The organism is Nocardia sp. NPDC058058 (assembly GCF_042885355.1).
GTDB lineage: Bacteria > Actinomycetota > Actinomycetes > Mycobacteriales > Mycobacteriaceae > Nocardia.
Window position 1 is genome coordinate 561,292 of record NZ_JBHVSA010000004.1, and the last position, 12,395, is coordinate 573,686.

Annotated in this window: 12 protein-coding genes; 6 read left to right on the forward strand and 6 right to left on the reverse strand. The window is 66.9% G+C overall.

The genetic code is table 11. From position 1 onward, the window contains the following. Positions 1-130: 130 nt before the first annotated feature. Positions 131-2,227, forward strand: a complete 2,097-nt coding sequence (locus ACFVUS_RS33705; protein ID WP_387775971.1) for a thioredoxin domain-containing protein — start codon at positions 131-133, stop codon at positions 2,225-2,227. Positions 2,228-2,272: 45 nt separating this feature from the next. Here the strand turns inward: ACFVUS_RS33705 and ACFVUS_RS33710 are convergent, their stop codons facing one another. The 3 genes from ACFVUS_RS33710 to ACFVUS_RS33720 form a co-directional block, all read right to left on the reverse strand. Next, on the reverse strand, positions 2,273-2,740 hold the full coding sequence (locus ACFVUS_RS33710) for a hypothetical protein (RefSeq protein ID WP_387775974.1): 468 nt from the start codon (positions 2,738-2,740) through the stop codon (positions 2,273-2,275). Between the two features lie 266 nt (positions 2,741-3,006). After that, positions 3,007-4,596 carry an adenylate/guanylate cyclase domain-containing protein gene (locus ACFVUS_RS33715; RefSeq protein ID WP_387775977.1) on the reverse strand — a complete coding sequence of 530 codons (1,590 nt, stop codon included), beginning with the start codon at positions 4,594-4,596 and terminating at the stop codon, positions 3,007-3,009. Between the two features lie 169 nt (positions 4,597-4,765). Further along, positions 4,766-5,446, reverse strand: coding sequence for a hemolysin III family protein (locus ACFVUS_RS33720; RefSeq protein ID WP_387778438.1), 681 nt, complete (start codon positions 5,444-5,446; stop codon positions 4,766-4,768). Positions 5,447-5,673: 227 nt separating this feature from the next. On the opposite strand from ACFVUS_RS33720, the gene ACFVUS_RS33725 reads away from it, so the two are divergent. Both ACFVUS_RS33725 and ACFVUS_RS33730 read left to right on the forward strand, forming a co-directional pair. Further along, entirely contained in the window at positions 5,674-6,453 is a 780-nt protein-coding gene (locus ACFVUS_RS33725) for an isoprenyl transferase (protein WP_364640250.1), read from the forward strand. 161 nt (positions 6,454-6,614) lie between these two features. Next, the gene (locus ACFVUS_RS33730; RefSeq protein WP_387775980.1) at positions 6,615-7,211 is read left to right on the forward strand and encodes a hypothetical protein; all 597 of its coding nucleotides are present in this window, start codon (positions 6,615-6,617) and stop codon (positions 7,209-7,211) included. Positions 7,212-7,214: 3 nt separating this feature from the next. Here ACFVUS_RS33730 and coaA read toward each other — a convergent pair whose 3' ends face one another. After that, complete coding sequence (gene coaA, locus ACFVUS_RS33735) at positions 7,215-8,147, reverse strand: type I pantothenate kinase (RefSeq protein WP_364640244.1); 933 nt, start codon at positions 8,145-8,147, stop codon at positions 7,215-7,217. A 223-nt stretch (positions 8,148-8,370) separates the two neighbouring features. On the opposite strand from coaA, the gene ACFVUS_RS33740 reads away from it, so the two are divergent. Continuing rightward, the gene (locus ACFVUS_RS33740) at positions 8,371-9,567 is read left to right on the forward strand and encodes a DUF885 domain-containing protein (protein ID WP_387775984.1); all 1,197 of its coding nucleotides are present in this window, start codon (positions 8,371-8,373) and stop codon (positions 9,565-9,567) included. A 246-nt stretch (positions 9,568-9,813) separates the two neighbouring features. Then, positions 9,814-11,109 carry a serine hydroxymethyltransferase gene (glyA, locus tag ACFVUS_RS33745; RefSeq protein ID WP_387775987.1) on the forward strand — a complete coding sequence of 432 codons (1,296 nt, stop codon included), beginning with the start codon at positions 9,814-9,816 and terminating at the stop codon, positions 11,107-11,109. Positions 11,110-11,176: 67 nt separating this feature from the next. Here the strand turns inward: glyA and ACFVUS_RS33750 are convergent, their stop codons facing one another. Both ACFVUS_RS33750 and ACFVUS_RS33755 read right to left on the reverse strand, forming a co-directional pair. After that, on the reverse strand, positions 11,177-11,527 hold the full coding sequence (locus ACFVUS_RS33750) for a glutaredoxin domain-containing protein (protein ID WP_387775990.1): 351 nt from the start codon (positions 11,525-11,527) through the stop codon (positions 11,177-11,179). A 79-nt stretch (positions 11,528-11,606) separates the two neighbouring features. Then, complete coding sequence (locus tag ACFVUS_RS33755; protein ID WP_387775993.1) at positions 11,607-11,879, reverse strand: hypothetical protein; 273 nt, start codon at positions 11,877-11,879, stop codon at positions 11,607-11,609. Positions 11,880-11,900: 21 nt separating this feature from the next. On the opposite strand from ACFVUS_RS33755, the gene ACFVUS_RS33760 reads away from it, so the two are divergent. Continuing rightward, positions 11,901-12,287: a DUF488 domain-containing protein gene (locus ACFVUS_RS33760; protein WP_387775996.1), complete on the forward strand. Its 387-nt coding sequence runs from the start codon at positions 11,901-11,903 to the stop codon at positions 12,285-12,287. Positions 12,288-12,395 lie beyond the last annotated feature (108 nt).

A 12,395-nucleotide genomic window follows, 5' to 3' on the forward strand; every position in this document is an offset into this window, starting at 1 on the left:
CGAAACGCCAACAACCCGAGGGACATTCATCTCGGGAGCCGCAGCCGATGTCCCGGCCGCTGCGGGCGCACTACTCTTCATGTCGACCGAGCGTGTTGTCTGCGAGTTCGACCGGGAAAGGTTGACGGGTGTGAATCGATTGGCTGGAGCGACATCGCCTTACCTGCGCCAACACGCCCACAATCCGGTGGACTGGCGAGAATGGGACGCCGACGCGCTCGCCGAGGCCGCCGCCCGCGATGTGCCGATCCTGCTCTCCATCGGCTACGCCAGCTGCCATTGGTGTCATGTCATGGCGCACGAGTCGTTCGAGGACGCGGAGACCGCGGCGCTGATGAACGCGAACTTCGTGTGTATCAAGGTGGATCGGGAGGAGCGGCCCGATCTGGACGCGGTGTACATGAATGCCACCGTCGCCATGACCGGGCAGGGCGGATGGCCGATGACGTGCTTCCTGACGCCCGAGGGGGAGCCGTTCTACTGCGGGACGTATTACCCGAAGACTCCCCGGCACGGGATGCCCTCGTTCACGCAGGTGCTGACCGCGCTCACCGAGACCTGGGTGAATCGGCGGGATGAGGTGGATCAGGCGGCGGCGCAGGTGGGGGAGGCGTTGCGGCAGCAGGCCGCCGGATTGCCGGACAGCACGGTGCAGATCGGCCCGGAACTGCTCGATCACGCGGTCACGACCGTGTTGAAGGATGTGGATAACCAGCACGGGGGGTTCGGCGGCGCACCGAAGTTCCCGCCGTCGGCGCTGTTGGAGGGGCTGCTGCGGGACTATGAGCGAACCGGCAACGACGCTGTGCGGCAGGTGGTTTCGTTCACCGCCGAGGCGATGGCGCGGGGTGGGATCTATGACCAGCTGCGCGGGGGATTCGCGCGGTATTCGGTGGATGCCGCCTGGGTGGTGCCGCATTTCGAGAAGATGCTGTACGACAACGCGCAGCTGTTGCGGGTCTACTCGCATCTCGCGCGGCGGGCGCAGGACGGGCAGGACGCGCCCTGGCGGGATCCGCTGGCGGCGCCGGACGCGTCGGAACCCTTGGCGCTCAGGGTCACTCGCGAGACGGTGAACTTCCTGCTGGAGGATCTCGGCACCGAACAGGGCGGGTTCGCTTCCGCGCTGGACGCGGATACGCATCTGGAGGAAGGGCAGCCGGGGGTCGAGGGGGCCACCTACGTGTGGACTCCGGCGGAGCTGAACGGGGTGCTCGGCGCGATCGACGGGGCCTGGGTCGCAGAGCTTTTCGGTGTCACCACGGCCGGGACATTCGAGCACGGGACTTCGGTGCTCACGCGGTACACCGATCCCGACACCTCGGATTACGAACGCTTCGAACGCATTCGGGGCATATTGAGCGATGCCCGCGGTCGCCGCCCGCAGCCCGAACGCGATGACAAGGTGGTCACCGCCTGGAACGGCATGGCGATCACCGCGCTCGCGGAAGCCGGTGCGGCACACTTGAATCCGGTGTGGATCGCCGCCGCCGAACGGTGCGCGCGCTTCCTGCTCGATACGCATGTGCGGGACGGGCGACCCTGCCGGGCCTCACTCGGCGGTGTCGCGGGGGCCGCGCCCGGCGTGCTGGAGGATTACGCCTGGCTCGCACTGGGATTGCTCACACTGCACCAGACCAGCAGCGGTGATTGGCTGGAACAGGCGCATCGCGTACTCGATGCGGCCATTACGCATTTCGCCGATCCGGAAACGCCCGGCAGCTGGTTCGACACCGCCGATGACGCCGAAACCCTGGTGACCCGGCCCCGCGATCCGATCGACGGCGCAACCCCTTCCGGCACTTCGGTTCTCGCGGACGCACTGCTCACCGCCGCAGCGCTCAGCGCACCGGAGCAGGCTATCCGCTACCGCGAGTTGGCCGACCAGACCCTGGCGCGCGGTGCGGTGCTGCTCGCCAAAGCCCCACGCTCGGCGGGACATTGGCTCGCGGTCGCCGAAGCCGCGCTGCGCGGTCCCATCCAGGTCGCGGTCTCGGCGGGTGACGCGGACCTGGACGGCTGGGCCGCCTGCCTGCTCACCGCCGCCCGGGTAGCGGCCCCCGGCGGCTCGGTAATCATTTCCGGAGAACAGGATTCGCAACCGCTGCTCACCGATCGACCGCCGGTCAACGACCTGTCCGCCGCCTACGTCTGCCGCGGCTCGGTCTGCGACCTCCCCGTCACCACCGTCGCGGAGGTGCGCGCCGCCCTCACACCCCCGGCCTGACCCGACACGTATCGCTTGCCGTCACACCGCCTGTGCGGCAGGCGATTACGCGTGGCGGCGGAGTTGGGTGCCCGCGCGCACCATGGCGGGAACCGCGACCAGCACCGCGACGATGTGCACGGCGCGGAGCACTCCGATCGCGATGTTTCCGGCGGTCCACTCGATCGCCACGTGCCCGGTGAGCGCCGCGCCGATGGGTTCGGCGACCAGCGACGCCAGCCCGACCGTGCCCAGCCCGATGATGAGAGCCATTCGCGCCCAGGGGACTCCGGCGACCATGCGGACGGCGACGGTCAGCACGGTCAGGTAGATGGCGCTGCGAATCAGCAGCCCGTAGACCAGTCCGCCCGCGTTGGTATCCGGATCGGCCAGGGCGATACCGGCGCGCAGCACCGTCTCCCCGGCCCCGGCGAGCAGGGCGATGACGACGGCGCGGAACGCCAGGGCGAGCAGGGGCGCGCGAACGGGTTCCGGAGCGGTGGGGAAGCGATGCGAAGCACTGACTTCGGTCATGCTCCCAGCGTGATCCTCCGCACCCCACCCGCGAATCCCCCACAGGTACCGACCCGAGTAGTCCCCGAGTAGTACGAAACCCTGGTCAGCTCATCCGGCATCCCCCTCGAGCATGGTGGTCTGCCGACCCATCCCGTCCACGGGTCGAACTGGTCGGCCGGGGCCCATATTCCATTGCCCCGCCATACGCGCGGACCTACAGTTCCGGGCGTGTTTATCTCGAGATTCTCGCAGCGCTCCGACTATGCCGCGAATGCCGTGCATGACTAGTGATCGTTTGCCAGGTCGGCGGTCGCGACCGGGGGTGCGACCTGCTCCGGCTCGACCTGCGGGGCGGTGCCGTTGCGGAGGCCTGACGTGCGGACCGGAACGTCGGTCCACCCTGGAGTGGGCTCCTTGCGGCCGCGGAGGTGGAGGGTGTCGTGCAGCGCCCACTTGCTGCGCTCGAACTCGGCGGCGGCGTCGATGACGGCCTGACTGGCCAGGATGCGGCGCGGTGTCTGCTTGGCCTCGGTGGTGAGGCGAGCCGCCTCGTTGACGGCGTCGCCGATCACGGTGAATTCCAGGCGGGTGTCCGCGCCGACATCCCCGGCGAAGACCATGCCGCGGGCGACGCCGATGCCGATATCGAGTTCCCCGGCGGCGGTCACCTCATCGCGAATGCGGCGGGCGGCGCGCAGGGCGGGGGTGGCGTTGTCGTCCAGGGCGATCGGCGCACCGAAAATGCACAGTGCCGCATCGCCTTCGAACTTGTTGACCAGCCCGTGGTTCTCCTCGGTGGCGGCGACCACGATGGACAGCAGCCGATTCAGTTTGGTGACGAAATCGTGCGGCGCGAGTTCGGTCGCGAGGGCGACGGATCCGGTGACATCGACGAAAAGCGCTGTCACCACCCGGGTGTCGCCGTTCAGATCGGTGACACCGATGGTGTCGCCGGTACCGGACAGTGCCCGTTCGGCGACCTCCGTGCCGACGTGCCGCCCGAAAACCGTCAACATGCGTTCGCGCTCAGCGAGATTCGCGGCGAGCTCGTTCACCGAGTGTTCGAGCCGCCCGATCTCGCTGGTGCTGCCGATCGGCACCCGCACATCGAGTTCACCGCGCGCGATCCGATCCAGGGCGTCCCGCAGCGTGTGCATGGGCGTGGCGACCGCGCGCGACAGTGCCGCCGTCGCCACCGAACCGGCCGAAAGCCCCACCACCGCAAGGTATATGGCGGTGCGAATGCGGTCGGTGTACTCCGGCGTCGGATCGGCCAGCACGGTGATCATCATGAGCAGCGGTACCGCGCCCACCACCGCGAAGGTGACCAGCACCCGCATCAGCACGGTGGAACTCCAGTGCGCGGTATCGTCCAACACCTCCGCGACCACCGGAATGGTGGGCCGGATCAACCGATCCACGATCAGATAGGTGATGGCCGCCGACTCCAGCGCGCCGAGCGTGAACATGGACAGCACCACCGCGAAATTCCGCGGCGCGGTCGCGTGCGCGAACAGCGCCGCCGCGATGATCACGCCCGGAATCCAGATCGCCAGCGCCCGCACCGTAATGCCCATGGGCAGTTGCAGCAGCCGCCGCGCCTCGGATTCGGTGGGCGCGCGCCGCTGATCCAGCCAGCCGAAATAGTGCGTCCGGTCGCGCACCGCGAGCACGATGCCGATGGCCGCGCCGATGCTCGGATAGATGGACACCTGCACGAAGGTGCTCAGCCAATCCGAGCCGAGCCGTCCGAAGAATCCACTGAGCCAGAGTTCGATGGTGATCACCGCGAGGCCGCTGAGATTGCACGCCATGACCACGGCCGACAATCCCCATCGCGCGCGCAGCGCCCACAGGATGACCCTGCTGATCACGTCGCCAGAGGCGTCGCGGAGGCGACGGCCGTGTCGGGTGTGCGGGTGGGTGTCATCGCGGTGGCATGCCTAGGGTGTCGTCCGGCTATTGCTCAGGACTTTAGAGACCTTTCACCCCGGATGGCACCTTTGTGAGTAATTGCTCCGCGAGTAACCCGCCGTGTCCCGGTCAGCGGAGCAGTACCAGCCAGACCGCGATGTAGTGGCAGAGCGCCGCGACCACCGTTGCGGCATGGAAGAACTCGTGATGACCGAATACCTCCGGCCACGGGTCCGGCCAGCGCGCCGCGTAGAGAATGCCGCCGACGCTGTACGCGATACCGCCCGCCAAGAGCAGCAGTACCGGAGCCCAGCCCACATTCGAGATGAGCGTCCCCGCGACCGGCACGATGGCCCAGCCCAGCAGCAGATACAGCGGCACCCCGACCCAGCGAGGAGCGGTGGGCCACAACATCTTCAGGGCCACACCCGCCAGCGCGCCGACCCACACCACGGTCAACAGGATGGTTCCGGACCTGCCGCGCACCCCGAGCAACGCGAACGGGGTGTACGAGCCCGCGATGAACAGGAAGATCATCGAATGATCGGCCCGCTTCATCCACATGCGGGCGCGCGCGGTGCGCCAGTTCACCCGGTGATAGGTGGCGCTGATGCCGAAGACGCCGCAGACGGTCAGCCCGTAGACGGCCGTCGACCACACCGCGGTCGCGGACACCGTCGTTGCCACGCTCACCAGCACGATGACCGCGATGGCGGCAATGCCCACGGCCCAGGCGTGAATCCACCCGCGCATGCGCGGCTTGATCAGCGCGAGCTCTTCCCGCACGGTCTCGAGCGTCTTGTCCACCAGCCCGGCCTCATGGTCGGTGCCGCCGGAAGCCTCCGCCACCGGGGCGGATGGTTGCACAGTGTCGGACACGAAGTTACCTCCTGAGTAACCTACGGTACCGTAGGTTAGCCGCCCCGGATCACGGAAGTGGCGCACGACTCCGCAATGTCCGATCCGGCTATGTGCGCGTTTCACACCACTGTCCCGGTCGCTTCGGCCGTCGCCGAGAAGGCGTAGTGTTCCTCGGCGTGAAGCTTGCGAGTCAGGTGCGTGGACTCCCTTATCGCATTTACGAAGCCAGGTTGTCCAAGCAACTGGCCGGTCGGCAGCATCCCAGGCATGTGGCGGTGATGTGCGACGGCAATAGACGCTGGGCACGCGAGAACGGCTTCACCGATGTGAGTCACGGCCATCGGGTGGGGGCGCTCAAGATCGCCGAATTGGTCGGCTGGTGCGGTGAGTCGGGGATCGAGATGGTCACCGTCTACCTGCTCTCGACCGAGAACCTGCGCCGCGATCGCGAAGAGCTGGAGACGCTCTTCGAGGTGATCACCGATGTGGTCGACGAATTGTCCGCGCCGGAACAGAATTCGAGCGTCCGCATCGTGGGCGCGCTCGATCAGTTGCCCGAGGATGTGGCCGGGCGATTGCGGGAGGCCGCCAAACGCACCGAGGGCCGCGACGGCGTGCACGTGAACGTGGCCATCGGCTACGGCGGGCGGCAGGAGATCACCGACGCGGTGCGCTCCCTGGTCCGCCAGGAGATCGACGCGGGCGAGCACGGCGAGGATCTGGTGCAGTCCATCACCGTGGACGCCATCGGCCAGCACCTGTACACCTCCGGCCAGCCCGATCCGGATCTTGTCATTCGCACCTCCGGTGAGCAGCGGCTCTCCGGATTCCTGCTGTGGCAGAGCGCCTATTCGGAGATCTGGTTCACCGAGGCGTACTGGCCCGAATTCCGCCGGGTCGACTTCCTGCGCGCACTGCGCGATTTCGCGGCTCGGCACCGCCGTTTCGGCGTTTAGACACCGCCGCTTCGGCGTTTAGACACCGCCGCTTCGGCGTGCGGGCCGCTCCGTCTCAGGTGTGACAACGGGTGTACTTGCGACACGACCAGTCAACGGTTGTGTTGCAGTGCAATGGCTTCCGTGGTTCGCGAGCGCGTCGCTGCGTACCGTCGGACTGCATGAGTGAGCTGAACCAAGGGCAGAGTGGCCCGGTGGCGGATGTGCAGTCCTACCTCAGTTATGAGGAGTTCGGCCGCCGGTTCCTGGAGTACGCGGCCTCACCGGAACGCATCTCGGGGGCATTCGAGAAACTCACCGGCGAGGCCTTCGAATTCGGTCCGATCGGGCTGGGGCCGGGCCGGATCGCCAAACTCTCCGCGGCCGTGCGGCTGGGTCAGCCGCGATTGAATCGTGAACCGCAGGAATACATCTCGTTCGATTTGGTGATCCCGCTGGATGTCGATCTGCTCATCGACCTGTCGGTGGATCGCTATCCGTTCCACGTGGACGGCACCATTCACCTGCATCTCACCGTTCGCACCGCCGAACCGCTGCGCGTCCTCATCGAAATCGATGAACCCCAGCCCAGCAATGTGCGCATCAATGTGGCCAGCGCCTCCCGCCGCGGCGAACTGCTGCGCATCCTGGCCAGCGTCGATCATGAGATCCGCCGGTTCGTGGCGCGCTATATCGCCGAGGAGATCCGCAAGCCGAATATCCAGGCCGCCACCGATATCGACGTGGCGGCGCGCCTGGACGCGGCCTGGCGACTATGAGCTTCAGAGCTTACGAAGCCGCAACCGGTTGATGGTGTGATCGGAATCCTTGCGCAGCACCAGGGTCGCGCGCGGCCGGGTCGGCAGGATGTTCTCCACCAGGTTCGGCCGATTGGTGTTGTGCCAGATCTCTTTCGCCTGGTTGGTGGCTTCCTGATCATTGAAATTCGCGTAGTGGTGGAACGCGGAGTTCGGATCGGTGAAGGCGGTCTTGCGCAGCGACAGGAAGCGCTGCACGTACCACTTCTCGATGTCCTCGATGCGGGCGTCGACGTAGACGGAGAAGTCGAACAGGTCCGACACCATCAGACGCGGACCGGTTTGCAGCACGTTGAGGCCCTCGACGATGAGGATGTCGGGCTGGCGCACGCAGTGGTACTCGCCGGGCACGATGTCGTAGGCGATATGCGAGTACACCGGCGCGCAGACCTCGGGCGCACCGGATTTCACCTCGGTGACGAAGCGCAGTAGTTTGCGCCGGTCATAGGACTCCGGGAAACCCTTGCGGTGCATGATGCCGCGCCGGGTGAGTTCGGCTGTCGGATACAGGAATCCGTCGGTGGTGACCAGATCCACCCGGGGATGGTGATCCCAGCGCGCCAGCAGCGCCTGGAGCACACGGGCGGTGGTCGACTTGCCGACCGCGACCGATCCGGCCACGCCGATCACGTACGGCACCTGGCGATCCGGATGGCTTTCGCCGAGGAACGTCGCGGTGGCGGCGAACAGACGCTGTTTCGCGGCGACCTGTAGGTGGATGAGCCGCGCCAGCGGCAGGTAGACCTCGGCCACTTCCTCGAGGTCGATCTGCTCACCCAGGCCGCGCAGGCCGGTCAGTTCTTCCTCGGTGAGTACCAGGGGAGTCGACTTGCGCAGGGTGCGCCACTGCTTCCGGTCGAATTCCACGTAGGGACTCGGCTCGCTCATCCGTGCCATTTATCCACGTCCCAGGGTCGGGCGACAACAGTCTCGGGGAGTTCGTCCCGCCGCCGAGTCCGGCGAACCGGTAACCACTCCACGCATAGCCGAATTGTGCTCGGGTCCAACAGGCCGGTGAACACCAGGTGTTGCTACTCACCAGTAACCGGCGTGACATATGCCATAGCCGCGCCGCCGTCCGCGTCACCGGAAGCCGTGCGATCCAATACAGTCGCCTGTTATGGCAGCGCATCCACTGGTCACCGAATACCTGCGTCTCGGTCTGGCTTTCGACCGGTTGGAAGAGGGTTTCGTCGACGCCTACACCGGTGATCCGGCGCTGCGCCGGGCCAGTGAGAACGCGCCGAAGCCCGAACCGCGCGCGCTCGCGAACAAGGCCGCGGCGCTGCTGAAGGATCTGCCGGACGCGGGCCTCGCGCCCGAGCGCACCGAATTCCTGGACGCGCACCTGCGCGCGCTGGAATGCTCCGCCCGCAAATTCGCGGGCGATGACATCTCCTTCATCGATGAGGTGCGCGCCTATTTCGACGTCGATATCGCGCCCGGCGACGAGGACGATTATCGCGAAGCGCACCGGCAACTCGACGCGGTGCTGCCCGGCGAGGGATCGCTGTTCGACCGCATCACCGCGCACCGGCGCGGCGACGAGATCCCGCCCGAGCGGCTGCGCGAATGCGTGGACGCCTTCTCCAGCGCGCTGCGCGAACTGGTGCGCGAACGCTATCCGCTGCCCGACCACGAACGCGTGGAATACGAAGTGGTGGGCGATAAGCCGTGGTCCGGCTTCAATTACTACCTGGGCAACTATCAGTCCCGCGTCGCCATCAACTCCGACCTGAAACAGCATCTGTCGCAGCTGCCGCATCTGATCGCGCACGAGTCGTATCCGGGCCATCACACCGAGCACTGCCGCAAGGAAGCCGGACTGGTCGGCGCCGGACAGGATGAGCAGACCCTGTTCGTGGTCAACACCCCGCAGTGCCTGATGGCCGAGGGCCTGGCCGATCTGGCGCTGAAATCCATCGTCGGCCCGGGCTGGGGCCGCTGGGCGCAGGAGATCTACGCCGATCTCGGCCTGCGCTTCGATGGTGAACGCGCGGAACAGATTTCGACCGCCTCGGCGAAACTGCTCGGCGTGCGCCAGGATGCCGCACTACTGCTGCACGACCGGCATCGCGGCGAAGACGATGTCGCGGAGTTCCTACAGCGCTGGAGCCTGGTCACCCCCGAACGCGCCCGCCAATCCCTGCGCTTCCTGTCCTCACCCCTGTGGCGCGCCTACATCTCCACCTACGTCGAGGGCTACCGCCTGCTCGGCGGCTGGCTCGATCAGGCCCCCGATCCGGCCGACCGCTCCGACCGCTTCCGCCGCCTCCTCGACGAACCCCTCACCCCGGGCGCGATCCGCCGAATGTGAACATCACACAAGTGCGAGTCCGAAGCACGGTCGGCTGCAAGATAAGCTGACCTCACGCGACTGGCGCACTCGAGGTGGAAGCAACCACCGGGAAGCACCGAAGTCCCGCACCGCGCGCCTGGGTGCTGGGCCCGAGGATTTCGGGCACCCCGAAATCCTCCGAGCACGGAGGTTGCGATGAATCAGCATCTCGACACACAGAACCCCCTGGCCGACACTCCGGGCGTGGCCAATACACTCGGCCCCGTGACGCAGACGACCTCCTCTGTCAATTCCCAGTCCCTCGCCGAGCTCGATCCCGAGGTCGCTGCCGCGATGGGCGGCGAGCTCGCCCGTCAGCGCGACACCCTCGAGATGATCGCCTCGGAGAACTTCGTGCCGCGCGCGGTGCTGCAGGCGCAGGGCAGCGTGCTCACCAACAAGTACGCCGAGGGCTACCCGGGCCGCCGCTACTACGGCGGCTGCGAGAACGTCGACATCGTCGAGGATCTCGCCCGCGCTCGCGTCACCGAGCTGTTCGGCGCGGATTACGCCAACGTGCAACCGCATTCGGGTGCGCAGGCCAATGCCGCGGTGCTGATGGCGCTGATGAGCCCGGGCGAGAAGCTGCTCGGCCTGGATCTCGCGCACGGCGGTCACCTCACGCACGGTATGCGCCTGAACTTCTCGGGCAAGCTGTACGAGGTGCACGCCTACGGCGTCAGCAAGGAAGACCACCGCGTCGATATGGACGAGGTGCGCAAGATCGCCCGCGACACCCGCCCCAAGGTGATCGTCGCCGGCTGGTCCGCGTACCCGCGGCACCTGGATTTCGCGGCCTTCCGCGAGATCGCCGATGAGGTCGGCGCGTACCTGTGGGTCGATATGGCGCACTTCGCCGGACTGGTCGCGGCCGGGCTGCACCCGTCGCCGGTGCCGCACGCCGACGTGGTGTCCTCCACCGTGCACAAGACCCTGGGCGGTCCCCGCTCCGGTCTGATCCTGGCCAAGCAGGAATTCGCCAAGAAGCTGAACTCGGCGGTCTTCCCGGGTCAGCAGGGCGGACCGCTCATGCACGCCATCGCCGCCAAGGCCGTGTCGTTCAAGATCGCCGGAACCCCGGAGTTCAAGGAGCGCCAGGAGCGCACCATCTCCGGTGCGAAGATCCTGGCCGAGCGCCTGACCGCCGCCGACTGCACCGCCAAGGGCATCAATGTGCTCACCGGCGGCACCGATGTGCACCTGGTCCTGGTCGACCTGCGCAACTCGCAGCTCGATGGCCAGCAGGGCGAGGATCTGCTGCACGAAATCGGAATCACCGTGAACCGCAACGCCGTTCCGTTCGACCCGCGCCCGCCGATGGTCACCTCCGGCCTGCGCATCGGCACCCCGGCGCTGGCGACCCGCGGCTTCGGCGACGCCGAGTTCACCGAGGTCGCCGAGATCATCGCGGCCGCCCTCACCGGCTCCGCCGATCTGGATTCGCTGCGCCAGCGCGTCTCCACGCTGGCCCAGCAGTTCCCCCTCTACGAGGGCCTGGAGGACTGGCGCCTGCTCGGCTGAGTCCAGCCATAGGCAAAGAGGCCCGCAGCGATCGAAGTCGCTGCGGGCCTTCTGCTTTGCGGAGGGGTCAGTTGGCCTGCGGCGGGCGCGGGCGGGGGAGGTCGTCGCGGCGGATGGGCCAGTAGCTCTTCGGGCCGCCGGTCAAGGCCGGGGCGTCGGTGTTGATCACCGTGAGCAGCCACTGCGGCCGGGGATTGACCCAATAGCGTTCCTGCGCATCGATTGTCAGCTTCACCGTCGGCACCGTCTCATTGCCGTCGGCGACCTTGCGGACGAAGGCCGCGGCGTCCGCGTCGTCCCAGATATCGATCTCGCTGTAGATGATCCCGTTGCGATTGAGCACCCGGCGCAGGCGGGCGCAGAAGGGGCAGCCCGGGCGTCGATAGACGACCAGTTCCGGGGTGGTCTCAGCGGTCATGTCCGGAGTTTAGAGGTGAAACGGATTGCCCGCGAACAGCATCGCGGGACCGTCCGGCGCGATACCGCGCAGCTATCGGCTAGGAGCGCTTGCTCAGGTAGTCGATGTACATCGGGCGCAGCACCTCGCCGATCTCACCCTCGCCCGCGTGCACGTAGTCGTCCAGCATGGGCAGCACGTACTTGATATCGGCCTCGCTCTCACCCAGATCGCCCGCGGCGGCCTCGGCGGCGGGGATGGACTTGAGCAGCTCCCAGAGGAATTTCACATCGCCGTGGCGAACCGCCAGTTTCACGGCCCGGTCGTGCAAATCCTTGGTGGAGAGCGCCTCGAGTTCCTGTGTATCGGCCATGACCTCGACTGTAATGGACCGATGGCACAGCAACCGAGGTACCGGGTCAAGCGTGTGTACGACGAGCCCGCGGCCGATGACGGCCGCCGGGTGCTGGTGGATCGACTGTGGCCGCGCGGGGTCAGCAAACAGGCGGCGGCGATCGACGAATGGGCGAAGGAGGTGACGCCCTCGAACGAACTCCGGAAGTGGTATCACGACGATCCGGACACGCGACGCGCCGAATTCGAGACACGGTATCGAGTTGAACTCGCCGCGGACGCGGCGCAGGCCGAGTTGGCGCGTTTGCGCCGCGAGGCCGCCGAAGAACCGTTGACGCTGGTGACGGCGGTGAAAGTGCCTGAGCACAGTCACGTGCCGATCCTGCTCGATGAATTGGACGAAACGCCCAGAGGGGGAGCGCGTTAACGAGTTCTTCACCAATGTGCCTGCCAGTCGGGAAGCCGGATCGCGATTTCGAATGTAGCGTCGGTTGTGCGGGCCGCGTAGGTGTGGTTCGTACGGGAGGTCCTGATC

Coding starts and splice junctions, on each gene's coding strand:
- ACFVUS_RS33755 (WP_387775993.1), bottom strand. CDS start 11,879: ATGGCCGATACACAGGAACTCGAGGCGCTCTCCACCAAGGATTTGCAC.
- ACFVUS_RS33730 (WP_387775980.1), top strand. CDS start 6,615: ATGAGTGAGCTGAACCAAGGGCAGAGTGGCCCGGTGGCGGATGTGCAG.
- ACFVUS_RS33710 (WP_387775974.1), bottom strand. CDS start 2,740: ATGACCGAAGTCAGTGCTTCGCATCGCTTCCCCACCGCTCCGGAACCC.
- coaA (WP_364640244.1), bottom strand. CDS start 8,147: ATGGCACGGATGAGCGAGCCGAGTCCCTACGTGGAATTCGACCGGAAG.
- ACFVUS_RS33740 (WP_387775984.1), top strand. CDS start 8,371: ATGGCAGCGCATCCACTGGTCACCGAATACCTGCGTCTCGGTCTGGCT.
- ACFVUS_RS33760 (WP_387775996.1), top strand. CDS start 11,901: ATGGCACAGCAACCGAGGTACCGGGTCAAGCGTGTGTACGACGAGCCC.
- ACFVUS_RS33750 (WP_387775990.1), bottom strand. CDS start 11,527: ATGACCGCTGAGACCACCCCGGAACTGGTCGTCTATCGACGCCCGGGC.